General features: G+C 59.8%; 18 protein-coding genes. 2 read left to right on the plus strand and 16 right to left on the minus strand.

Annotated features, from left to right (window positions below):
• Positions 1-193 precede the first annotated feature (193 nt).
• The 6 genes from IB248_RS15805 to IB248_RS15830 all read right to left on the minus strand — a co-directional run bounded on the left by IB248_RS15805 (position 194) and on the right by IB248_RS15830 (position 12,919).
• The gene (locus tag IB248_RS15805; RefSeq protein ID WP_192241200.1) at positions 194-1,012 is read right to left on the minus strand and encodes a lytic transglycosylase domain-containing protein; all 819 of its coding nucleotides are present in this window, start codon (positions 1,010-1,012) and stop codon (positions 194-196) included.
• Between the two features lie 170 nt (positions 1,013-1,182).
• Positions 1,183-2,217 carry an aspartate-semialdehyde dehydrogenase gene (locus IB248_RS15810; RefSeq protein ID WP_192241201.1) on the minus strand — a complete coding sequence of 345 codons (1,035 nt, stop codon included), beginning with the start codon at positions 2,215-2,217 and terminating at the stop codon, positions 1,183-1,185.
• Between the two features lie 113 nt (positions 2,218-2,330).
• Entirely contained in the window at positions 2,331-2,582 is a 252-nt protein-coding gene (locus tag IB248_RS15815; RefSeq protein WP_192241239.1) for a hypothetical protein, read from the minus strand.
• Complete coding sequence (gene opgC / locus IB248_RS15820; protein WP_192241202.1) at positions 2,572-3,792, minus strand: OpgC domain-containing protein; 1,221 nt, start codon at positions 3,790-3,792, stop codon at positions 2,572-2,574. Before opgC ends, IB248_RS15815 begins: the two co-directional genes overlap by 11 nt.
• A gap of 100 nt (positions 3,793-3,892) precedes the next feature.
• Positions 3,893-12,412 carry a glucoamylase family protein gene (locus tag IB248_RS15825; RefSeq protein WP_192241203.1) on the minus strand — a complete coding sequence of 2,840 codons (8,520 nt, stop codon included), beginning with the start codon at positions 12,410-12,412 and terminating at the stop codon, positions 3,893-3,895.
• Between the two features lie 342 nt (positions 12,413-12,754).
• Entirely contained in the window at positions 12,755-12,919 is a 165-nt protein-coding gene (locus IB248_RS15830; RefSeq protein ID WP_018858923.1) for a DUF1328 domain-containing protein, read from the minus strand.
• Here IB248_RS15830 and IB248_RS15835 point away from each other — a divergent pair.
• Positions 12,918-13,130, plus strand: coding sequence for a hypothetical protein (locus tag IB248_RS15835; RefSeq protein WP_162763371.1), 213 nt, complete (start codon positions 12,918-12,920; stop codon positions 13,128-13,130). The genes IB248_RS15830 and IB248_RS15835 overlap by 2 nt on opposite strands.
• A 400-nt stretch (positions 13,131-13,530) precedes the next feature.
• On the opposite strand, the gene IB248_RS15840 is transcribed toward IB248_RS15835, so the two are convergent.
• The 10 genes from IB248_RS15840 to IB248_RS15885 form a co-directional block, all read right to left on the minus strand.
• Positions 13,531-13,725 carry a hypothetical protein gene (locus tag IB248_RS15840; protein WP_018858920.1) on the minus strand — a complete coding sequence of 65 codons (195 nt, stop codon included), beginning with the start codon at positions 13,723-13,725 and terminating at the stop codon, positions 13,531-13,533.
• A 160-nt stretch (positions 13,726-13,885) separates the two neighbouring features.
• On the minus strand, positions 13,886-14,635 hold the full coding sequence (locus tag IB248_RS15845; protein WP_192241204.1) for an ABC transporter ATP-binding protein: 750 nt from the start codon (positions 14,633-14,635) through the stop codon (positions 13,886-13,888).
• Positions 14,632-15,465 carry an ABC transporter ATP-binding protein gene (locus IB248_RS15850; protein WP_192241205.1) on the minus strand — a complete coding sequence of 278 codons (834 nt, stop codon included), beginning with the start codon at positions 15,463-15,465 and terminating at the stop codon, positions 14,632-14,634. Before IB248_RS15850 ends, IB248_RS15845 begins: the two co-directional genes overlap by 4 nt.
• Positions 15,462-16,397: an ABC transporter permease gene (locus tag IB248_RS15855; RefSeq protein ID WP_192241206.1), complete on the minus strand. Its 936-nt coding sequence runs from the start codon at positions 16,395-16,397 to the stop codon at positions 15,462-15,464. The genes IB248_RS15850 and IB248_RS15855 overlap by 4 nt, the downstream gene beginning before the upstream one ends.
• Positions 16,394-17,461 (minus strand): ABC transporter permease, encoded by a 1,068-nt coding sequence (locus tag IB248_RS15860; protein WP_192241207.1) that lies wholly within the window; start codon positions 17,459-17,461, stop codon positions 16,394-16,396. The genes IB248_RS15855 and IB248_RS15860 overlap by 4 nt, the downstream gene beginning before the upstream one ends.
• 18 nt (positions 17,462-17,479) lie before the next feature.
• Positions 17,480-19,123, minus strand: a complete 1,644-nt coding sequence (locus tag IB248_RS15865; protein ID WP_169681908.1) for an ABC transporter substrate-binding protein — start codon at positions 19,121-19,123, stop codon at positions 17,480-17,482.
• A gap of 49 nt (positions 19,124-19,172) precedes the next feature.
• Positions 19,173-20,231: a dipeptidase gene (locus IB248_RS15870; RefSeq protein ID WP_018858915.1), complete on the minus strand. Its 1,059-nt coding sequence runs from the start codon at positions 20,229-20,231 to the stop codon at positions 19,173-19,175.
• A gap of 158 nt (positions 20,232-20,389) precedes the next feature.
• Entirely contained in the window at positions 20,390-21,415 is a 1,026-nt protein-coding gene (locus IB248_RS15875) for an ABC transporter permease (RefSeq protein ID WP_018858914.1), read from the minus strand.
• 31 nt (positions 21,416-21,446) lie between these two features.
• A complete protein-coding gene (locus tag IB248_RS15880) occupies positions 21,447-22,988 on the minus strand; it encodes a sugar ABC transporter ATP-binding protein (RefSeq protein WP_026372010.1) in 1,542 nt (513 codons plus the stop codon).
• Positions 22,989-23,060: 72 nt separating this feature from the next.
• Positions 23,061-23,990, minus strand: a complete 930-nt coding sequence (locus IB248_RS15885; RefSeq protein ID WP_018858912.1) for a sugar ABC transporter substrate-binding protein — start codon at positions 23,988-23,990, stop codon at positions 23,061-23,063.
• A 327-nt stretch (positions 23,991-24,317) separates the two neighbouring features.
• Here IB248_RS15885 and IB248_RS15890 point away from each other — a divergent pair, with 327 nt between their 5' ends.
• Positions 24,318-24,827: a DUF1993 domain-containing protein gene (locus tag IB248_RS15890; protein ID WP_192241208.1), complete on the plus strand. Its 510-nt coding sequence runs from the start codon at positions 24,318-24,320 to the stop codon at positions 24,825-24,827.

Consider the following 24,827-nt stretch of genomic DNA (forward strand, 5'->3'; position numbering starts at 1 on the left):
CGCCATGGCGCTCACCAAGCCACCCAGACCAGCCATGGCATGAGCGCCAGAGGCCGCCAACTTCGCCCCGCCTCAGAACCCAACTAAAACAACCAACGTCCAAAAAACAAACCCGCCGAAAATATCGGCGGGTTTGTCAGCAGTCTGAGCGCCGAACTTCGGTTCGGCGCTTTTGGCTTACGCTACGCTGTTCTCAATTTCCGTCGATCTGCTGTCCAATGTAGGCGATCGCCTGCTGGTAGACCGTCGCCGCGTTCCAGCCGGCGATGGCCGCGAAGTTGGGCTCGCCCGGCTGATAACCCGCACCGGCCTGCCAGCCATGGCCCTTCAGGAAGTTGGCAGTCGAGGCAAGCGCGTCAGCGCGAGAACCGACCATATCGACGCGGCCGTCGCCGTCGCCATCGGCGCCGAAGCGCACGACATTGCGCGGCAGGAACTGCGTCTGGCCGATTTCACCATGCGCTGCTCCACGCGCCTGCGTATTGAGATAACCCTCAGAGACCAGCTGCAGCGCGGCATAAAGCTGGTCGGTGAAATAGTCGGAGCGACGGCAGTCATAGGCGAGCGTGGAGACGGCCGACAGCGTATGCTGGTTGCCCATGTAGCTGCCGAATCCGGTTTCCATGCCCCAAATCGCGATCAACGGGCCGGCAGGAACACCGAAGCGACGCTCGACCGATGCAAAAAGAGCTGCATTGGAGCGCTTCATGCTCTTGCCGCGCGAGATGATCGCGGCACCACCGCGCTTCTGCATGAAGGCATCAAAGGAAAGCTTGAAGCTCTTCTGGCCGCGGTCGGCGGCAATGGTCGGCCTGTTGTAGGAGACGTTTGCGAAGGCGCGATCCAGAACCGAGGGGCTGACACCGTTTGCAACGGCTTCTTGCTTGAACTCGTCCACCCAGGCGTTGAAGCCGGCGCCGTTGTTGCCGCACTGGGCTGCCGTGGCGGCTGCAGGAACTGCGTGGAGCATGCAGGCGGCGGCAGCTGCCAGCAAAAATTTCGTCATGCGCATGGAGATATCCCGATCTGACTGGCCTTCAAACCGGGCCAGCGGCCCCGCTTTCGGCAATATTGTCACCGTCTTTGATTTGGCAAGCGCGGGAAGCCGAAACGACCAACCCGCGCCAAGAAAAGCCCTTACCTTATTTAGCCGGGCTTAACAAACCATAGTTAACAACTGGTTCAGGCTGCCTGCTTGCGCGGCTTCACAAGTCCGCGATTGACAAGCAACTCGGCGATCTGGATCGCGTTCAGAGCGGCACCCTTGCGGAGGTTGTCGGAAACCACCCACATATTCAGGCCGTTCTCGACCGTCGCGTCCTCGCGGATGCGCGAGATAAAGGTCGCGTCTTCGCCAGCGGATTCGTAAGGCGTGATGTAACCACCGTTCTCGTGCTTGTCGATGACGAGGCAGCCGGGAGCTTCGCGCAGAATGTCGCGTGCCTGATCGGCCGTGATCTCGCTTTCGAATTCGATGTTGACCGATTCAGAGTGGCCGATGAAGACTGGAACGCGAACTGCCGTGCAGGTCACCTTGATCTTCGGGTCGAGCATCTTCTTGGTCTCGGCGAGAACCTTCCACTCTTCCTTCGTGTAGCCGTCTTCCATGAAGGCGTCGATGTGCGGGATGACGTTGAAGGCAATACGCTTCGTGAACTTCTTGTTCTCGATCGGATCCGCGACGAAGACGGCGCGCGTCTGGTTGAACAGCTCGTCCATACCGTCCTTGCCTGCGCCGGAAACGGACTGGTAGGTCGAAACGACGACGCGCTTGATCTTGGCGAAGTCGTGCAGCGGCTTGAGAGCGACGACAAGTTGCGCAGTCGAGCAGTTGGGATTTGCGATAATGTTGCGCTTGCTGAACTGGGTTACGGCGTCCGGGTTCACTTCCGGAACGATCAGCGGCACGTCTGCGTCGTAACGCCACGCCGAGGAGTTGTCGATGACAACGCAGCCCTGGGCGCCGATCTTGGGCGACCACTTCTTGGAAACTTCGCCGCCGGCCGACATCAGGCAGATGTCCGTGTCGGAGAAATCGTAATTCTCGAGGTTGGCGACCTTCAGCGTCTTGTCGCCGTAGGACACTTCGGTGCCCTGCGAGCGCGCGGACGCAAGCGCCACGACTTCATCGGCAGGAAAACCGCGCTCGGAGAGGATATTGAGCATTTCCCGGCCAACATTCCCGGTCGCTCCCGCAACTGCAACTTTAAAACCCATTTCTCAAGCTCTCTTTCTCTTCTCTCCTCTTGTCCGGTGAGGGGGAAAGCGCGCAAATATCGCGGCTTCCTTGTCCCCAGCCGGGCCGGGGAGAGAGCGGCAGGCCAGAGACGTCAGACGGTTTTCGTCGTCGTTTTGGCCTTGGTTTTGGAAGAAACCGGAACGGCAATATCCATCCCGGCACCTTGTGCCCGGTCATTGCATGCAGCAATGGCGTGTTCGTCGCGAACCATGGATATTCCTTTTCCGCCGTTGCTCTTAGAAGGTTTTCCACAGGAGTCAAGGTTTTTGCGATCAGATGCGGCGGCGTGGCGGCGGACTTGCGATCTTCCAGGAGCCTGATGCCACCGCCGTCTAGCGCCGATCCCGCGAACGATCGATGCGGACAGGAACCGGCACCAGCGTTCGGTTGGGCAACCTGTTTCGGCCGCCTGTCTCGAGCTTGCGCTTACGCTCAAGATGGTAGGCGTAGGCAAACTGGATGGCGATGCCGATAACCACGAAGACCGGGCCGACGATCCGGTCGTGGTTGTTGATGTAGAGCACCACCTGGCCAACCATCGCCAGAATGGTGCCGGCGACAAAGATGTTCAGCGAGTGGCGGCCGAGAATGGTCAGCGGATTGTCTGCGGACCGGCGAAGCAGGCGCGAGATTGCCGGAATATTGATGACGAGATACGTCAGCGCCAGAACGTGCAACAGTCTTGGCAGGGACAGGAACGTTTTGTCGAAACCGGTCAGCACCGGCGGCAGACCGAGCGCTGCCAACGCAGTCCCGAAGCTCCAGAGTTGACCGACCACCCAGGCGAAGGACAATGCGACGTAAGCGGCGGCAGCAGCAAAAAGGACCGGGTGCTGCGGCAGTTTGCCGCCGCGGCAGACATGCATCATACCGACGATGCCGATCGTGAAGAGGAACTGCCAGGACAGTGGATTGAGGAACCAATAGCCCTCGATCAGCATGTTATGGGGCGCAATCTCGTAGGTGCCTGCAAAGAGCCAAACGGTGCCGGAGACGGCCAAAGCGAGAAGAGGGCTTGCCGCGTTGAGCAACAGAATGACCGGCACCATCAGCATCAAGGCCCCATACAACGGGAGGATGTTGTTGTAGCCGATCTGATGTCCCAGCAGCACGAGCGCGGGAATACCAGCCTTCAGATTGGTTAGGACGGCAAGAATATTGATCTCGCACAGCAGGCCGGGGCGGTGGAAGACCCAGGCGCCCGTCAGGAACAAGGCAAGCGTCATGAACGTCGTTATCATGTGAGCCAGGTAAAGAGTGAACGCCCGCTTCGTGGCCTTCACTGCGGTGTGAAGCCACGCGCTTGGCTCAAACCGCGTGCCATAGGCCAAGCCGACGGCAATACCTGAAATCAGAACGAACGCCTCGGCGGCATCCGAGAAGCCGAAATTCTTGGTTGTAAGGTTCTCGAAAATCTGACCGGGAACATGATTGATGAAAATCGTGATGAGCGCGAGCCCGCGCAGAACGTCCAACCGCGTATCGCGTTTCGCCGGCGCTACCGTCACAGAACTCTGCTTGGCGCCGATCGGTGCCCCGCGCGCTATTGCCATGGAATTCTCCTGCTCTTCCGATATGCAAACACAGTTGCGGCCAAAAGGGTTCCCTTTTGGCCGCAACGAATCGCCGGATCATTAGCCAGGAAAAATGCTGTTATCCGACCGGATATCCCTCGTCGGGATCGGTGACTTCGCGTCCGTTGATGGTCACATCGTAACCCCTCGGATGGGACGATTTTGAGACCGAAATGAGGTATTTAGCACCTGCGCGTTCAATATCGGCGGAGAAGCCGTCCCATGTGCTTGCCAGTGCTGGACGCACGTACAAGCGGCCATCCCTCACCCTGATGCCGAGGATGCCCTCGATCACCGAGCGGTAGAGCCAACCGGCCGAGCCAGTATACCAGGTCCAACCGCCGCGCCCGCTGAGCGCGCCCTCACCGTAGACGTCAGCTGCGATGATGTAGGGTTCGACGCGATAGTGTTCCGCCGAAGCCGGATCGCGCGCATGGCTGATCGGATTGAGCAGATCGAAGCAACGGAGGGCATCATCGCCGCGGCCAAGTTCAGCCAGTGCCAGCACAACCCAGGTCGCGGCATGGGTGTATTGCCCGCCGTTTTCACGAACACCCGGCGGGTAGGCCTTGATGTAACCAGGATCCTTAGCCGAGTTTGCAAAGGGCGGCGTGAAGAGCCGGATGATCCGCGCTTCCGGATCGACCAATTTCTCCAGCACGGAATTCATCGCCTTCGCCGAGTGCGCCGGATCTCCCTCCCCTGATAGCACGCTCCAGGATTGGGCGATGGAATCGATCTGGCATTCGAGGCTTTCCTTGGAGCCAAGCAAGCTGCCGTCGTCGAACGTGCCACGCCGGTAGTGAGTGCCATCCCAGGCAACGGTCTCGAGTGCGGCCTTGAGGGTGGTCAGGTGCTGTGTCCACCGCTCGACGCGCGCCTTGTCGCCGCGTTCCTCAGCATACGCCGAGAATGAACGGAGCGCGCCCGCCAGGAACCAGCCAAGCCACACACTGGTGCCCTGTCCGCCAATACCGACGCGGTTCATGCCGTCGTTCCAGTCGCCTCCGAGGAAGAGCGGCAGGCCGTTCTTGCCTGTTCGGGCGATGGCGAGATCGAGCGCGAGGGCCGCGTGTTCGTAAACGCTCACCTTGTCTTCGGAGACTTCCGGCAGATAGAAGGAGTCGTGCTGCCCTTCGAGGAGTGCCGGCCCTTCGAGGAAAGCGAGCTGTTCGTCGAGGACGCTCTTGTCTCCCGTAACGCTGCAATAGTGATGGATCGCGTAAGCGAGCCAAACCACGTCGTCTGAAATCATCGTCCGAACGCCGGCACCAGTGCCTGGCAGCCACCAGTGCTGCACATCGCCCTCGCGGAATTGACGCGAGGCGGCGTTCAGGATCTGCTTGCGAGCAATCGACGGCTCATGGATGACGAATGCCAACGTGTCCTGCAGCTGATCGCGGAAGCCGAAGGCACCGCTTGCCTGATAGAAGGCCGTGCGCGCCATGATGCGGCAGCCGAGGCTCTGGTAGGGGAGCCACGTGTTGATCAGATTGTTCATGCCCTGATCGGGCGTGGAAACCTGCACCTTTCCGGTGAACGCCTGCCAGAACGAACGATTTGCCTGGACAACGTCGTCAAAGGCGACCTTGCGGATATCGTTGATCACCGCCCGCGCTTCCGCCTTCGTCTTGGTATCGCCGAGGAAGAAGCAGACGTCGCGCTCCTCGTCCGGTGCAATCTCGATATCGAACGCCAGAACCGCTGCCGGGTCGCCGTCGAGTTCTGTAGCGCCTGAAAGGCTGGTTCCCAAGCTCAGTGCACGCGGTGCCTGGATCGTACCTGTCTTGCCGATGAATTCCCGGCGGCTGGCGGTAAAGCTCGATGGTTTCTCGCTGGCCACAAAGAAAGCGACACGACCGGAATAGTCGATGCTGTAGTTATTGCTTGCAAACAGCGCTCCGGTTTCCGCGTCGTGTTCCGAGAGGATGAACGGTGCGGACTTTTGCGAATTGTTGCCGAGAATCCATTCGACGTAGCCGTAGATCCGCAGCTTTCTTGGCTTGGAGCCTGTATTGCGTAGCCGGATTCGCTGCAACTTGACCGGTTTCTCGCGATCGACGGTCTGCGTAACCTCGAGTGCGATCTCGTTCTGGACGCTGGAGAAGGCCGAATAGCCCAGACCATGTCGCGCTTCGAATCGTATGTCTTGGCGATCTGAGAGGTTTGCGAACGGGGTCATGACCGCGCCGCTATCTTGATCGACGACGTAGATCGCTTCACCGGCGCGGTTGATGACTGCATCATTCGACCACGACGTCAGCTGATAATCGCGGGAGTTTGCGCTCCAGGTGAACCCCGCACCTTCCGCGGAGACATGGAAGCCGAACTTTTCGTTCGAGATTACATTGATCCACGGATGCGGCGTTGCGTGGCCCCCGGGAAGGCGCACGACGTATTCGCGACCGTCGCCGGCAAAACCGCCGATGCCGTTCCAGTAGTTGAGATCGCCTTCTTCCTCGATGACCACCTTCGATGGCCGTGCGGCGGGTTTCGGGGCGCTCCGCTTGATTGACGTCCTCGTGCGATCGGCGCGCTCCAGTTCCTGCTGCTCTTCCTTGCTTGGAGAAAAGAGTGCGGCGGCACGATTGATCTGATCGATAATCTTGCCGTTCTTGGCATGGAGCGTCACGCGGGAGGCCGAGATCAGCGCGTGATACGTCGATTCTTCCATCAGATCCTTGCGGACCGTGAAGATGTGCTGGCGCAAGCCATCGGCCTGACCCAAGCGGCGGACATTCTCGGCCATCTGGTCGACGGCGTGCTGCATGTCCTGTGCGTAGGACGACGCGCGCTCGTTCATGATGACCAAGTCGGCGGTGACGCCGCGCGAGCGCAGGTATTCCTGCGCAAGCAAGGCCTCCCTGACGATTTCGAGATCCATGTCATCGTTGACGCGCAACGTGAAGATCGGGAAATCGCCTGAGATCGCAAGCGGCCAAAGCGACGACTGCGACTGCATCCCGGCCGCGACCGCGGCAGCATCGGCTCGCAAATACATATCCGGATAAACCAGGTGGCGGCCGAGGTGCTGGAAGGCTGCTGCCTGCTGCGACGTGACACCGACGTGGCGCATCTGCACCTGCGTGCGGGTCCAGGCCTGGACGAGCTCGTTGTTGAAGGCGTCGGCGTGGCGGTAGCGATCAACTGCCTGGTCCACCTCATTGCGGCTCGGGGCGGCAATGGTCCAGAAAGTGACCGTGACCTTCTTGCCGGGCGGTACGCGGACGATGCGGCGAAGCGAGAGAACCGGATCAAGGGTGAAGCCGTCCGTGCCGGAAAGGGTCGCGCCCGGATCGAAGGCAGCAGCGTTTGCGAGGCTGCGTCCCCGACCGAGGAACTTGCGGCGATCGGTTTCGAACTCCGTGTCCCGCGTCGAGCCGGAGTTGTCGACGATAAGGTGGGCAACGGCCATATTCGGCTCGTTCGGATCACGCTTGTTGCGCTCGACCCGGATGACGTCACCACGCTTGCCGATCTCCGTCTTGACGAACATCCGCGCAAATGCCGGATGGGCGTTATCGACATCGTCCGTCGCCAGAACCGGTTCGAGATACGACGTCACCTCGATGAAGCGATCTTCCGTTCCGGTGTTGACGAGCGTTAGGCGTCGAGCCTCGGCATCATGCTCGGTCGCAACGATGCATTCGACTTCGCTGGTGATATCTCCGACAGTCTTGGTGAACTCCGCCTTTTCGTCGGCGAAGAGAACCTTAGCTTGTTCGCCTTCGACACTCTTTGGCTCCGCCGTTGTCGACCACCATTCGTTGGTTGCCGTATCGCGAAGGAAGATAAAGGTGCCCCAGCGATCCTCTGTCGGGTCGGCTTTCCAGCGGGCGACCGACTGGCCGTTCCACCGCGAATAGCCGGCGCCCGTTGCGGTCAGCATCAGAGAGTAGTGGCCGTTCGAGAGGAAGACCAGCTCGCGATCGCGCGAGGCGGGGTCGTAGATCTTGCGCAGTTCAGGGCGCAAGAGATCGTCCTGGATGCTGGCTGGGGTATCGGACTCGTGCTTGCCGCTCATGACCGGAATATCCCTCGGTGCCTTCTCTTGAAGAAGGAGCTCGGCAGCCTCGATCACTGGATCCGAGTGGAATAGTTCGCGCAGATGGCCGTTGAAGGCAACGTTCGCGACCGCGGCGATCGACATGCCGTGGTGGTGAGCATAGTAGTTATAGACGACCGCGCAAGTCTTGCCTTCCGGCAGGCGCGTCGGCGTAAAGTCCACGGCGTCGTGGAAGCCGAACTTGCCGAGCGCACCGAGCTTGCGCAGACGCTGCAGGTTCTCAAGCGCCGCGTCAGGATCGTACTGGCTGGCAAGGATCGACGCATAGGGCGCGATGACTGCGTTGTGGCCGAGGCCACGCTTCAGGCCGAGCGACGGTACGCCGAAGTTGGTGTACTGGTAATTCAGGTTATGGTCGCGGGCATTGAAGGCCGCTTCCGAAATACCCCACGGAATCCCCAGCTTGCGCGCATGGTTCATCTGCTCGACCACGACCAGATTGTTGGTCTGGTTGAGGATACCGCCGCCACGCTCCTGCATGACGAGCGGTGGCATGAGGTATTCGAACATCGAGCCGGACCAGGAGACAAGCGCACCGCGCGAGCCAACCGGGACGACCTGGCGGCCGAGGCGGTACCAATGTTCCGTCGGCAGATCGCCCTTGGCGATGCCGAACAGGCTGGTGAGCCGGCATTCGGACGCCAGGAGGTCGTAGCAGGCCTGATCGAGCTCGCCGCTTTCGACGCGATATCCGATCGAGAGCAGGCGCCGCTCGGGTCGGAACAGGAAGCCGAAATCCATCGAGAAGGCGAGGTCGCGGGCCTTGTCACGCAAGGCAATCAGGCGCGGACGCAACGCATCGATGTTGGACAGATCGAAGGTGCTATCTGAAATGTGGGCTTCGCAGACCTTGACCAGAGACTCAGCCCAGCGCGTGACTTCGGCGCTCAGCGCAGACTTCACCTCGTGATCGAGGTTGGCCGCGAGTTTCTGAATGTCGCGCGCCAGTACGGCCAGGTTGATGATGCGGATGGATGCGAACTCATGCTCGCGCTTTACCGCAGCCAACGCATTCTGGAAGCCGATGATGCGTTCCTCCAGGCGACGGCGCAGCGGACGGACCGTCTTGCGATCGTCCGGCAGCTCCGACAGCACTTCCGCGAGGATGCCGGCAGTATCGCCGACGCCATCGAGATTGCCCTGCATATGGGCCGAAGGCGCTTCCGCCCAGTTGCGGCAGGCAGACGAGATCGCGATCAGGTGGCCGGCGAGGTTGCCGCTGTCGACTGCGGAAACATAACGCGGTCCAAGCGTCTCCAGCGTATCCGTGTGATACCAGTTGAAGAGATGCCCGCGGAATTTCTCCATCTTGTCGATTGTTGCGATCGTCTGTTCGAGCCGCTCTATGGTTTCCTCGAAAGAGAACCAACCGAAATGGCGGCCCGAGACGACCGACAGCAGGTAGACCCCGATGTTGGTCGGCGACGTGCGCGTCGCCACGATCACGTGCGGCGTTTCCTGAACGTTGTCCGGCGGTAGATAGTTCTGCTCGGCGGTGGTGAACGTCGCGAAATAGCGCCAGGTGCGGCGCGCGATCTTGCGGAGCTCGCTGGAAACGGAATCGGCAACCTCAAGCCGGTCCTCGGTCTCGGCGGACTGGCTGACATAGTAGGCGACCAGCGGCGAGATGATCCACAGGAACGCGAAAGGAACGCCGACGAGGTAGGCGTTGTCGCCGGAGAGGGCCGCTAAACCGAGTGCGAGGAGGGCCAGCACCGGCGCGTGCCACATTGCCTTGTAGTAAGACGGGATCGTTCCCTGCTTGCCGGCCTGGACGCTGGCTGCCGTTCGCCACTGCAGCATCAGTTTGTGGCTGAAAAGCAGGCGATAGAGCGAGCGACCGATGGCATCAGCCATCATGCAAGCGGAATCGGCGATGAACACGATCCGCAAGGCTACCTGAGCGTTGGCCGCGCGAATATCGGACCAGACCGTGTAAAGGTGAGCACTGGCGACGATATCGCTGCTGCGTGGAATGATGCCGTGGATCAGCGAGAGGGTCGGAGCGACGAAAAGGCAGAAAATCAAGAGGATCTGCCAGACGAGCGCGCCGAGCGGGCTCATGAAATACCAGCCGAGCACCGAAGCGAAGAACCATGCGATCGGCGTCAAAGAGCGCCGCAGGTTATCGAACATCTTCCAGCGGCCGAGCCCGGTCACACCGTGCGTCGGGTTGAACATGTACGGCAGCAGCTGCCAGTCGCCACGCGCCCAGCGATGCTGGCGCGACGTTTCGACCTCGTAGCGGGTCGGGAAATCTTCGACGAGTTCTAGATCGGTGACGAGCGCGCACCGGGCCATCGAGCCCTCGAGCAAATCGTGGCTGAGCACCGAGTTTTCCTCGATGCGACCCTTCAAGGATCCTTCGAAGGCGTCGACATGATAGAGGCCCTTGCCGGTGAACGTGCCCTCACCTGCCAGATCCTGATAGACGTCGGAGACGGTGAAGACGTATGGGTCGAGGCCGCGGTTGATCGAGAAGACACGTTGGAAGACCGATGCATCCTTGCCTGTTGTCAGCGATGGGGTGACACGCGGCTGCAGCACGCCGTAGCCGCTTTCGACGCGACCCGTGGCCGGATTGATGACCGGACGGTTGATCGGATGGTAAAGCTTGCCAGCGAGCTTCGTGACCGTATCGCGCATGAGGCGGGTGTCGGCATCGAGCGTCATCACGTACTGAATGTTTGCCGGTACGATATTTGCACCGGGAAGGTAGGTCGTATCGCGGTCGCCGCGAAGCAGCAGGTTCAATTCGTGCAGCTTGCCGCGCTTGCGCTCCCATCCCATCCAGGCGCCCTCGGATGGATTGTAAAGACGACGGCGGTGCAAGAGGTAGAAGCGTGTCTTGCCGTCGAAGGCATAGCGTGCCGAGAGGTTCGCGACCTCGCGGCGGGCATAGTCCAGAACCTCGAGATCGGCCGAGGTTTCCTCGACTTGGCTGTCCGGCCAGTCGCTGAGCAGTGCGAAGTAGATTTCGCCGCGCGGATTCGCGAGATAATGAACTTCCAGATTGCGGACCAGCTCATCGACGCTGTCGCGGTTCGAGATGAGGCAGGGAACGACCAGAAGCGTACGGGCTTCCTCGGGGATGCCCTCCTTGAACTCGTAGCCGACCAAGCGGGCCGGTGTGACGAAAAACGACAGCACAGTGTTGAAGAGACCGGTTGCTCCTTCCGAAGCCGGAAGGGAGAACATGATCAGCAGGATTGCGATCTCAAGTGGTCCCATGCCCGCATGCGCCATGAATTTCCCAACAATCGCCATGGCGATGATGGTGAGCAGGATCACCGGAACGGCGATCGATAGCCAGTTGAATCGGCGGACCGTGCGGACGAAATGCTGGGTCAGAGTTGGGCGATAGTTCGATCGCGCTTCGAGCTTGGGTCTTTGGGCGCCGGTCAGGAAGCCGCCGACGTTTGGTTCGTGCGGTTGCGGCTCGTCGGAGGCCTTCGCCTCCTCGGTCATGTCGAGCGCCAGCTGGGCGATCTCCATTTCCGAGAGCTGCGAGCGCTTGGCGAGTTTTTCGATCTGCTTGCGATACTTGTTGCGTGAGCCGGAATCGAGATCGCCGTAGTCGGAATGATCCCAGAGCAGCTTGTCGACGTGGCTGACCTGTTCAACCCAGACCGACCACTCGGTGTCGTCGATCTCGCGAAGGCTGCGAATGATGTTGCCCATGGTGACGTTGCCGGAGGACAGGCGGCTGTGCTCCGCCATTGTCGTCTCTTCGGTGTCGCGACCGAGCGCTTCAAGGCGTTCGTCCAGCCATGCGATCGCCACGCTCGACGCCTGCGAGCCATCGCGCATGCGGTAGAGGAACTGCGTCGCGAAGGTGTTGTCTTCGGCGAGCGACTCGAGCGACCTGAGATAGTCGGCCGCCTGTGCCGGCTCCGTCAGCCGCACAAGCTCATCTGCAGCCTCATTGGCGCGCCGGCGCATCCGGCGGCTGCGTTCGACGCGGATCGAAATACGGCGCAGGTTTTCAACGAGCACGTAGCGCACGAGCGATGGCAGCGCCCAGAGCTCACCGATCCTCAGCGTTTCACCCTGCTGGAAGCCATCGACAAGGGCCGTCAGGCTTTCCTGCGAAATCGTGCTTTGAGTGTGGGCAACATAAAGCCAAGCCAACGCCAGGGTGCGTGGGATCTGGACGCCGTTCACGTTGATCGTCGGCAGTTCCCGATAGAAGCGCCGCGGGAAGTCGCGACGGATCTCTTGGATCGCTTCCTCAACGATGTAGTGGTTATCGAGCAGCCATTCCGCCGCGGGGGTGATCGTTTCCCCGGATTCCACGTCCGTTGCCGTGGTGCGGTAGACCCGCAGGATCTCCTTCTCGTTTTCCTTATGCCGCGCGAAGAAATCGAAGGGCGCAAAGGCGGGCAGCGAGTCGATGCCGCGGGCGGCCACGGTGGCGGCCATCGCCTTGATGTTCTCGATGGAAAGGTAGGTCGAGCGGATCGAGTCGTTGTGGTCGATCTGCTTCGGTTCGGACTCGCGGGACGGGCTCGGAGACGTGGCGGAAATTGACATGGGTTCGGTTCTGGATCCAAGCAAAGTTATGATGATTTGCGTAGCCTTTTGCACTGCCAAATATGACTGCCGCATGAACAGCGCCGGGGTTTCTTGATCCCGGACAACACAATCAAAACGACGATCAACCGACGATGCGAATCGGTTTAAACGCGACCTGTGTGGGCTATTTGCGTAAACGGCTCCGCTGCGCCCTCCACCCTTCTGAAGCCATTCCGGGAAAGTTGGACACCATTGCGATAATTCAAGTCAAGATGTTTCAAAGGATGCGGAGCTCGCTCGGCTAATCTCGCGTGCCGACGAAAAAACCGGCGCTCAAGAGCGCCGGCTTTCAACTCGTCCTCAGGTGCGACGCACGAGGCGCATGATCAGCGAGACAACGAACAGGATCAGGAACAGGAAGAAAAGAACCTGGGCGATGGATGCGGATGCACCTGCAATACCGCCGAAGCCCAATACGCCGGCAATGAGCGCCACTACGAGAAATACGAGTGCATAGTAAAGCATGGCGATCTCCTTTGTTTTTGCTGCTCAAATAACGGCAGGTCGCCTTATTGGTTCCGTCGGAACTTCAGGCCCGCTGGATCCGTCAACGAAAAAGGCGCGCCGAGATGGACGCGCCTTCACAAAAATCTGGGAAAAGAACGCCGCTCTAAAAGGCATGGAAGAGATAGAGCAAAATAATCACAGGGATTGGGATGCCGATCAACCAGAGTAAAATGCCTTTCATCGTCATTCTCCTTCTCACATCGAGTGTGCTAAGGGAATGAACGGGGGAACGGATGGTTCCCGAAGCGGCATCTTCAGCGCAGCAGCCGCAGCGCTCTTGCCTTATCCTAAGATGCCAAAGACGAGAGCAGCAACGAAGACAAATGCCGCCGTAACAAGCGTAGCGTGAACAACAAGCTGAATCTTGCCGCGCCTCGTGGCCGGTCGCGCGGTCTGCGCGGGACGATACTGATTTACATGAGCGTGCGAGATACCCAGATCTGCCATGTGCTGCCTCCGTTTTCTCCGCTTTTCTTTTTTGTAGATCGTATTTTCGTATTTTCTCTATCTGATAAGTAGAGATAAAATTCTGTCCTGCCAGTGCGCGATAAAAAATCTGCCTCCGGTAATCAGACGAGGGTTCGCCACGCCCAAAGCAAGGAACGGTCCTCTATTGCACCCTGGTGCGGCTTGACCGTTGCCGCCTGTGTTTCCAAAAGCCGCCGATCCTTCTCCGCGGGAATGGATGTCGTGGTTGCAGCTTCTCTATCGGTCTTGGCCGGGGGGTGCAGGTATCCCATGGTCATGCCGCCGAGAAAAAACATGCCTGATCTCCATGATCACGAAAATTAACGGGCGTTAACCGGATCATGACAGAAGTAAGGCGAGTGTCAATAGTCTAGTTGAATGGTCGTGTTTTAGCTAATTGTTAACGCTGAGGCCCGGCGAGCCTCAGCAAAATCAATTCGTTGAAAGGATTGCCTTTCAGGCTTTGACGAAGCCCTTGCTGGCAACCATCAAATTTCGCGTGTAGTCCTCGGTCACGGCCGCCTGCGCCAGCTGGGCCGAGGTCAGGCGCTCGACGACGGTCCCATTTCGCATCACAGCAAGGCGATCGCACATATGGGTGACGACGCCGAGATCATGGCTGACCATAACGAAGGTCAGATTGCGATCACGCCGCACTTGTTCGAGGAGGTTCAGAACCTCGGCTTGCACGGAAGCGTCAAGCGCCGAGGTCGGCTCGTCAAGCAAGAGGATGGAGGGCTCGACAATCAACGCACGGGCGATCGCAACGCGTTGGCGCTGACCGCCGGAAAGCTGGTGCGGGTAGCGGAAGCGGAAGCCGTTTCCAAGTCCGACCTCGTCGAGGGCGCGCGCGATCCGCGTGTCGCTGTCGCTGATGCCATGGATTGCCAGCGGCTCGAGCAGGAGGCGATCGATGGTCTGGCGCGGGTGCAGGGATCCGTATGGATCCTGGAAGACCATCTGCACCTGCCTGTAAAAGGCCTTCGATCGCTTCGTGCCGACGAGCGGATCGTCATGGATCTTGATGGAACCGCTTGCTACCGGCGCCAAGCCGGCAACGGCACGGAGCAGCGTCGATTTTCCGGATCCGGATTCGCCGACCAGGCCGAATGACTCGCCGGTCTCGATATCGACGCTGACGTCCTTCAGGGCGTGGAAGTGATCATAGATCACGCTCAGCTTGTCGACAGAAAGTGCAATGCTCATGCTGCCCACTCCGGCTTGCGATCCAGAACCGGCAGGGGATGCCTGCTTTCTCCGATTTGGGGCATGCAGTTCAACAGGCCCTGCGTGTACGGGTGGCGCGCATTCTTGAGATCGGATGCCTTGAGTTCCTCGACGACCTTGCCGGCATACATAACAATGACTCGGTCGCAGAAGGACGACACAAGACGCAGATCGTGAGACACGAAGATCAGCCCCATGCCGCGCTCCGACACAAGCCGGTCCATAATCCTGAGGACGTCGAGCTGAACCGTGACATCCAGTGCGGAGGTCGGTTCGTCGGCAATCAACAGTTCCGGATCGGCGATCAGCATCATGGCGATCATGGCGCGCTGACCCATGCCGCCCGAGACCTCGTGCGGATAGAGGTCGAACACTCGCTTCGGATCGCGGATCTGCACTGCCTCCAACATCGCGAGAGCGCGGTCGCGCGCCTCCGCCTTGCCGACTTTCTCGTGCGTCCTCAGCGTTTCGCAGATCTGCCGGCCAATCGACATGACGGGATCGAGTGAATATTTCGGATCCTGCAGGACCATCGCGATGCGCTTGCCGCGCAATTGCCGGCGCTGCTTGGCGGATGCGGCGAGAAGGTCAATGCCGTTGAAGTCGAGTTTGTCGGCCGAAACGATGCCGTGCTTCGGCGTCAGACCCATAATGGCGCGCCCCGTCTGGGACTTGCCGGAACCGGATTCGCCGACGATGCCGAGGCGTTCCTTGCCAAGGGTAAACGAGACGCCGCGAACGGCTTCGATGACGCCCGTGCGTGTGGGATAGCTGACCTTGAGGTTTTGAACGGTGAGGAGATCGGTCATTGGCCGCTCTCCTTGGGGTCGAGCGCATCGCGCAGGCCGTCGCCGAGAAGATTAAAGCCGAGGCTAACGATGAGAATCGCAAAGCCCGGCATGGCTGCCACCCACCACTGGTCGAGGATGAAACGCCGGCCTGACGCGATCATTGCGCCCCATTCCGGAAGCGGGGGCTGCGCCCCGAGACCGAGGAAACCGAGACCGGCGGCTGTCAGGATGATGCCAGCCATATCGAGCGTCACGCGCACGATGAGCGAGGAAAGACAAAGCGGCATCACATGCCGGACCACAATCCGCAGAGGCGATGCACCCATCAGCTTGACCGCGGAGATGTAGTCAGAGCGACGAACGGTCAGCGTTTCCGCGCGTGCAATGCGAGCGTAGGGCGGCCAAGATGTAATCGCAATCGCGATGATCGCGTTCTGGATACCAGGTCCGAGCGCTGCAACGAAGGCGAGGGCCAGAACCAGCTTGGGGAAAGCCAGGAAGATATCGGTGATGCGCATCAGCGTCGCGTCGACCCAGCCGCCGGCGTAGCCCGACACGGTCCCGACGATCAGACCGATCGGCGCCGAGATGGCAGCAACGAGAACGACGACCAGCAACGTCAAGCGGGTGCCATAGACAAGGCGTGAATAGATATCACGGCCCTGATCGTCCGTGCCAAGCCAGTAGCCTTCAGAGCCGGGCGGCAGAAGACGCGCATTCTTCAGGTCGCCAACGATAGGCGAATGGGTTGCCAGCACGTTCGCAAAGGCAGCCATGAACAGGAGGGCGATAATGATCAGCAAACCGACGACGGCTAGGCGATTTGCGGTGAACTGGCGCCAGGTCACGTAGGCTCGGCCCAATCGCGCCTGTCTGCGCGACTGCGGCCGATCTGAAAGCAGCCACTCGCGGCGGCTCATCGGCGCTGATTGATTTGCGGGAACCGTCATCGGCTTCGCGTCCTAGGGTCGAGCGTCCGATAGAGAAGATCGGACAAAAGGTTGATGCCGATGAAAACCGTGCCGATGACGATGGTGCCACCGAGAACAGCGTTCATGTCCGCATTCTGAAGGGAATTGGTGATGTAGAGCCCGATGCCCGGCCAGGAGAAAACCGTCTCCGTCAGTACCGAGCCCTCGAGCAGACCGGCGTAGGAGAGCGCGATGACGGTGACGAGCGGCACGGCGGCGTTGCGCAGTGCATGGCCCCAGATGACCCTCGTCTCCGACAACCCCTTGGCGCGTGCGGCAACCACATATTCCTGGCTGAGCTCATTGAGCATGAAGCTTCGGGTCATGCGGCTGATGTAGGCAAGCGAAAAGTAGCCGAGCAGCGAGGCCGGCAGAATGATGTGGCGGAAGACATCGTAGAAGACGTCCCACTGCCCCTGCATGGCGCTGTCGATCAGATAGAAGCCAGTTACCGGCGTAAAACTGTACTCGAAGACGATATCGATGCGGCCCGGGAAGGCCACCCATCGCAATTGCGCGTAGAAGATCACGAGCGAGATCAGCGCAAGCCAGAAGATCGGAACGGAATAACCGATCAGACCTATGACGCGGACAACCTGGTCGGCGACGCTGCCCCGCCGAACGGCAGCCAGCACGCCGAGCGGCACGCCGATGACCGAGCCGATGATGGTCCCGAGTGTCGCGAGCTCGATCGTTGCTGGAAACACGCGCTTAATGTCGACCATGACGGGATTGGTGGTCAGGACGGAGGTCCCGAAGTCACCCGACAGGATGCTCTTCAGATAAACAAAGAACTGCTGGTAGAGCGGCAGGTCGAAACCGAGCTCGCGACGGACGCGCTCGACGACATGCGTAGGCGCACGATCACCGAGAATGGCAAGGACGGGATCGATCGGTACGACGCGGCCGATGAAAAAGGTTACGGCCAGAAGGCCAAGATAAGTCGTGACGGCGGCGACAAGAAATCGCCCGACCGCCTTGGCAATGGGAACAGCACGGCCCCGTTTGGGCCGTGCCTCCATCTTTGTTTCAACGATGCTCAACGGATCAATCCTGCCGGATCATTCCTTGCCGACCGGGCCGACATAGTTGGTGTCGAAGCTCGGGCCGAGTTTGAAGTCCTTGAGGCTCTTGCGGGCGCCTGCCACTTCGATCTGCTGGAAGATGATCACGAAGGGGCTGTTGGCGAGGAACTTCTTCTGGATGTCCTCGTACATGGCCGCGCGCTTCGCGCCGTCACGTTCCAGCAGTGCAGCCTTCGTTTCCTTGTCGAGTTCGGGCGCTTCCCAGGTGTTGCGCCATGCGAGCGTCTTGACGGTACCGGCGTCCGAGTTGTCCGGGTTCGTGGTGAAGGTATCGGCATTCGAGTTCGGATCGAAATAGTCCGAGCCCCACTGGCCAATGTACATGTCGTGTGTACGCGCGCGGAACTTCGTCAGGGTCTGCTTGCCGTCGCCGGGGATGATTTCCATCTTGACGCCAGCCTGGGCGAGCGACTGCTGCATGGATTCGGCAATACCCGTTACCGGCTGCGTATTGCGAACGTCCATCGTCACCGAGAAGCCGTCCTTCAGGCCAGCCTTCGCCAGCAGTTCCTTGGCCTTGGCCACATCGAGCTTATACGGTTTCTCATCCAGCGCACCGAGCTGGCCTTTCGGCAGGAAGGTCTGGTGGATTTCGCCGATGCCCTTGATCAGCGTCGAACCAATCGCGTCATAGTCGACGAGGTACTTGAAGGCTTCCTGGACTTCCGGCTTCTTCAGGTTTTCGTTCTTGGAGTTCAGGCTAACGTAATAGACCGTACCCTTCGGGGCGCTGACGGTCGTCAGATCGGCGTTCTTGGCGACTGCATCGAGATCGCCGGGCTCCAGGTTGCGGGCGGTGTCGATATCGCCGGCTTCCAGCGCCAGGCGCTGCGCCGAGCTTTCCTTCATGAAGCGATAGATCACGCGATTGAGCTTCGCCTTGTCGCCGTAGTAGTTGTCATTGCGCTCCATCACGACAACTTCATTGGCGCGCCACTCGCGCAGCTTGAAAACGCCCGAGCCCGCGTAACCGGTCTTCAGCCATTCGTTGCCGAAGTCGTTGTCATACTTGTAATCGGCGCTCGGCGTCACGGACTTGACGTGATCCATAACGAGCTTCTTGTCGACAACAGAGGCAACGGTTGCCGTCAGGCAGTTCAGCACGAAGCTCGGCGCATAGGGCTTGTCGACGGTAAAGACGAAGGTGTTTTCATCCGTCGCCTTCGCCTTTTCGGTGACGTTGTCGCCATTGATGCCGAACTGGGTGATGATGAAGGCGGGGCTCTTGTCGAGCTTCACGGCGCGTTCGAAGGACCATGCGACGTCGTCAGCAGTGATCGGGTTACCGGAGGCAAACTTCAGACCGGGCTTGAGCTTGAAGGTGTAGGTCAGGCCATCATCCGATACCGTCCAGCTGTCGGCGAGGTCGCCCTTGACCTTGGACGTGTCGTTCATGTCAAGACGGACGAGCAAGCTGTAGGTGTTGCTCGTGACTTCGGCCGTCGACAGTTCGAACGCCTCGCCCGGATCCATGGTGATGATGTCGTCGAAGGCAAAGCCTTCAACCAGCGTGTCCTTCGGCGTTTCCGCGAAAGCGGCCGGTGCAGCTGCCATCATGATCGACAGAGCAGCGCCTGCCGAAAGTTGACGGAATGTGCGGTTGAATTTGCTGACTATCATGGTTTTTGGTTCCCCTGTTTTCCATTTCAATGCAAAGCTTTAGGCGGGCTCAGGCGTTTTCTTCTCCCCACGCCGAAGCCAGAATCCTCAGCCAGTTCCCGCTGGCCAATTTTTCGAGATCTCGCGCACCATAGCCAACGCGCTGGAGGGCGGCAATCAGCTTCTGGTTCCCTGCGGCGTCCCCTATTTCTTCGGGGATCGTTGCGCCGTCAAAGTCCGAACCGAGCGCCACACAGTCGATGCCGACGCGCTCCACGAGGTAGTCGATGTGGCGAACCATATCGATCAGCGGCGTATCGCCATCGGAGCGACCGTCGCTGCGCAGCATCGCGGTCGCATAGTTCACGCCGACGAGACCGCGGCTTTCCCTGATGGCGTCGAGCTGCTTGTCGGTGAGGTTGCGGGCGACTGGCGTCAACGCGTGAGCGTTGGAATGGCTGGCAACAAGCGGCTGATCGGTCGTCTTGGCGACGTCCCAGAAGCCCTTCTCGGTGATGTGCGCCAGATCGATCAGGATGCCTAGGCGGTTGCATTCGCGCACGAGGGCAAAGCCTGCCTCGGTAAGACCGGGCGCGGTGTCCGGGGACATAGGGAAGGCGAAGGGCACGCCGTGTCCGAAGATATTGTGGCGGCTCCATACCGGTCCCAACGAGCGCAGGCCGGCGGCATAAAATACTTCGAGCGCCGCCAGGTCAGGTCCGATGGCCTCGCAGCCTTCCATGTGCATCACGGCCGCGAAGAGCCCGTCAGCCATGGCCTTGCGGATATCCTTTACCGTGCGGCAAAGGCGCCAGGCGCCGGCGCGGTCCAGGCGAAGCGCGATGGCGGCCATTTCCGCGGCGATGTTCAGCGAGGACAGCGGCTCGAGGGGCGCAGCGAGCGGCGTGACGTAGTGGCCGTTCTTGTCGGGATCGGCAAAAACGAGATCGCCGGAGGGCACGTAGATTGCGCAGAGGCCACCGGCCAGTCCGCCAGCCTTGGCGCGCGGGCCATCTATGTGGCCCAAATCTGTTCCGTTTGAAAATTCAGCGACTGGATCGCCGCCATCCCTTTCATGTGTCCAAAGCCGAAGGAGGACGTCGTTATGGCCGTCGAATACGAATTGCATCTGCGTTCCTGTGTGCCCGGGCGGGCGATACGAAGAGCGCAGAATAGAAAAGCTGGCAGAATACGCCACCTCTTTTTTCAGAAATTTTGCTGTTCCGCAGCAATAGTTAGCAGAAACGAGAAACGGGAGCCGAGGCTCCCGTTCCGAAGGGTTTTCTATCAGTGCTTGGCGCGTTTCTTTTGGCGGTAGACGTCGATCACGACGGCGGCCACAATGATCAGGCCTTTGACGATCTCCTGGTAGTAGGCGTCGACTCTTAAGAAGGTGAAGCCAGAGGTCATCACGCCAAGAATGATCGTACCGATAACCGTGCCGGTGATGCGGCCGACGCCGCCGGTCAGAGACGTACCGCCGATGACAGCCGCGGCAATGGCGTCCAGTTCGTACATGACGCCCATGCCAGCTTGCGCAGTCTGGGCGCGGGCTGCCGTAACGACGCCCGCAAGGCCCGCAAGGAGACCGGCAATGGCGTAAACCTTGATCAGGTGAGCTTCGATATTGATACCGGAAACGCGCGCAGCCTGGACGTTGGCACCGATCGCATAGGTGAACTTGCCGTAGCGCGTATAGCGAAGCGCAATGTGGAAGATTAGCGCCACGACCAGAAAGACGATGACGGGCCAAATGCCGGTGCCGATGAAATTGAACTGCTCGGTGAGTCCCGAGACCGGCTGGCCCTTGGTGTACCACTTCGAAATGCCGCGTGCCGAAACCATCATGCCGAGCGTGGCGATGAATGGCGGGATCTTGGTCTTTGCAATCAGCTGCCCGTTGATAAAGCCGGCCGCAAGGCCGATGAGGAGGCCGACGCCGATCGGGATGAAGAATGGCAGGTCGGTCAGCGAAGGATAGAGCGCCCGTGGCCAGGTCGATGCCTGCGCGAAGCTTGCCGCAATCATCGCCGTCATGCCGACGACGGAGCCGGATGAGAGGTCGATGCCGCCGGTAATGATGACCTGCGTCACACCCACCGAGATGATGCCGATGACGGAGACCTGAAGGATCATGATCGTCAGGCGCTGCGAATTGAACAGAAAGCTCTGGCCGATGAAGATCCAGCCGAGAATTTCATAGACAAGTGCAATGCCGACCAGGACAAGGAAAATGCTGAGCTCGGGCGGGACACGCCGTCTGCGCGCGCGCGTTGCAAGCGGGGCCGCTACCTCAGCTGCGTTGGTATTCATGATATCCTCCCTTCGGTTGCCGGACGCCGCGTTACTGCGCGGCAAGCTCCATGACCTTGATCTGCGTTGCTTCGTCGCGATTGAGAAAACCGGTCACCCGACCCTCGTGCATCACCATGATGCGGTCGCTCATGCCCAGTACTTCGGGCATCTCCGACGAGATCATGAGCACCGCCACTCCGTTTTTCGCCATCTCTGTCACCAGGCGATGGATTTCAGCCTTGGCGCCGACGTCGATGCCACGGGTCGGCTCGTCGAGAATGAGGATTTTCGGATTGGTCAGCAGCCAGCGACCGATCAGAACCTTCTGCTGATTGCCGCCGGACAGGTTTTCCACGCGCTCATCGAGGTTGGGCGTCTTCACTCGGAGTTTCTTGGCCATGTCCTCGCAGGTCGCCTCGATCGAGCTTTCCTGCACAAAGCCCCCCTTGACGAACCTGTCCTGGAGAACGGCGATCTGCATGTTCTCGAGAACGCTGAGGATCAGCAAACAGCCCGTGTCTTTGCGGTCCTCGGTCAGGAACGCCATGTGATTCCGGATTGCGACGGTCGGCGAGGCGATCGTCGTCTTCTTGCCGAAGAGTTCGATCGTGCCCGATGTTGCGGGCGTCACGCCGAATAAGGTCTCGGCGACGTTTGATCGGCCTGAGCCGACAAGGCCGGCTACGCCGAGGATTTCGCCCGATCGCACGTCAAAGGAAACGTCACGGAAGACGTCGTTGAGCGACAGGTTCTTGACCGAGAGGACGACGTCGCCGATCGGCACGTCCTCTTTGGGGAACATCTGGGTGATCTCGCGGCCGACCATCATGCGGATGATGTCATCGCGGGTGACATCTGTTGAGGCATGAGTGCCGATATAGCGGCCATCGCGGAACACCGAGAACTCGTCGGCAATCTCGAACAGCTCGTTCATCTTGTGCGTGATGTAGACGATACCGATGCCTTGAGCTCTGAGGTCGCGAATGATCCGAAAGAGGTGTTCGACCTCGCGCTCGGTCAGCGCCGAGGTTGGCTCGTCCATGATCAGGACGTCGGAATTGTAGGAGACAGCCTTGGCGATCTCGACCATCTGCCGGCTGGCGACGGAAAGTTCGCGGACCTGGATCTCCGGGTCGATGTCGATGTTCAGCCGGCGAAACAGCTCGTCGGTCTGGCGGAACATGGCTGCGTGGTCGACAAAGCCAAACTTGTTCGTCGGCTCGCGACGGATCCAAATGTTCTCGGCGACGGTCATATAGGGCATCAGGTTCAGCTCCTGATGAATCATCGCAATGCCATTTTCCAAGGCGTCGAGCGGCGATTTGAGCTGGATCTCAACGCCCTTGAGGCGTACTTCGCCCTTGTCGGGAATATAGATGCCGGCGAGGATTTTCATCAGCGTCGACTTGCCGGCGCCGTTTTCGCCCATCAAGGCATGCACGGTGCCGCGCCTCAGCCGGAACTGAACATCATCAAGTGCGACAACGCCCGGGAACTCCTTCCGGACACCTTCGGCGCTCAACAGGTATTCCGCATTCGGAACAGCGCCGCTCTGGCGCACTGCAGCCATTGTAGACGGGCTGACAACCATCTCATCTCCTCCCGGACACGGACTGAGGGAAGGAATGCGGAACCCTGTCCCGCATCCCGATTTCTCCGAACGTTAGTTCTTCGCGACGAAGTCCTTGACGTTCTCAGGCGTGACGAGCTGGAAAGGAATGTAAACCTTCTTCTCTATCTTTTCGCCCTTCGCGAGCTTCAGGGCCGCATCAAGCGCGCCCTTGCCCTGCCCTGCGGCATCCTGGAAGACCGTCACATCGAGATCACCGGCCTGCATCGCGGCGAGTGCGTCCTGCGTAGCGTCAACGCCGCCGATCACGATCTTGCTGAGGTCCTTGCCGGCCGCCTTGAGCGCCTGAATGGCGCCGATCGCCATTTCGTCGTTGTTCGAAATGACGGCATCGAACTCGAGACCGCTGGAGAGCCAGTTGGTCAGAAGGTCGGACCCCTGAGTACGGGACCAGTTGGCCGTCTGCTCTTCGATGATCTGGATGCCCTTGCATTCGTCCGTCGCAATGACGTCATGGACGTCCTTGGTGCGCATGCGTGCAGCCTGGTTGGAGAGTTCGCCCATCATGACAACGGCCTTACCCTTGCCTCCCAACAGGCGGCAAACTTCCTTGGCTTCAAGCGTACCGGATTCCTGCTCGTTCGAAGCGACGAAGGCCTGTTTATCCGGAAGGCTGTCGACGTTGACCGGTTCGCGGTTGACGTAAACGAGCGGAATGCCGGCATCAGCCGCGATTTTCGACATGGCGGCGGTAGCGTCGGTGTCGACCGGATTGACGATGATCGCGTCAACCTTGGATGCGATGAAGTTCTGGATCTGGCTCTGCTGCTTCGCGACGTCGTTCTGGGCGTCTTCAACCTGCAGCGTCACGCCCTTCAGGGTCTTGGAATAGTCCTGCATCCCGTTGCGCAGGACGGTCAGGAAGTTGTCGTCAAACAGCGCCATCGAGACGCCAACGGTTTCAGCGTGAGCGGCCGTCGACAGGACGAGCGCCAGGGCAGTACCCATGATAAATTTCTTCATTTTGTTTTCCTCCACAAAGCGGTGTCCGGCTGCACCCTCCTCACGCCGGAGCTTCGGGCCATGCCCAAAAGCCAGTATCTTGTTCGCTGCGTGCCATCTCCCGTTGGCCATCCGTCAAGAAACGGAACAAACGAACCGTGAAATTTGTATCACGGAATATTCATTCCATTTTCTATGGGAGGCGTCAAGTCCAATTGAAGGATGAGGCCGCCGGCGCTTGGCGAAAATCTCGCCAAAACGGCTGCCAGGCACTGAAAAGCGCGATGTCGATGACTATATTGGCCGCGCCAGCGGCAGCCGTTTCGCTGCCCTTCCAAGGAGAAACTGATGCCGATCTCGATGTATCGATCAACCGTTCCGGTCTTCCAACGTGGCCTTGAGACGTTGAAGACCTATCTCGACAAAGCCGAGGCCTTCGCCAAAGAAAAAGGCGTCGATGGCGCGGATCTCGTTGCGGCGCGGCTATCTTCGGACATGCTGCCGTTTGCAGGCCAGTATCAGCGCGCGACCGACAGCGCCAAGTTGGCGATTGCGCGACTGACCGCCAGCGAGGCGCCGAAATTCGAGGATAACGAAGCGACGATCGCCGAGTTGCGTGCGCGTGTTGCCAAGACAGAAGCCTACCTTGCGGCCGTTACGCCGGCTGCACTCGAGGGAACGGAAACGCGCGAAATCACTCTGTCTCCAGGGGGCAACAAGATCACGTTCCGCGGCGACGAGTATGTCATGACCTTCGCACTGCCGAACTTCTTCTTCCATATTGCGACGGCTCACGCGATCCTGCGCAACCAGGGCGTTCCGGTCGGCAAGATGGACTATCTCGGTCGCTTCGCGTGA

It is taken from the genome of Rhizobium sp. RHZ01 (assembly GCF_014851595.1).
Lineage (GTDB): Bacteria > Pseudomonadota > Alphaproteobacteria > Rhizobiales > Rhizobiaceae > Rhizobium > Rhizobium altiplani.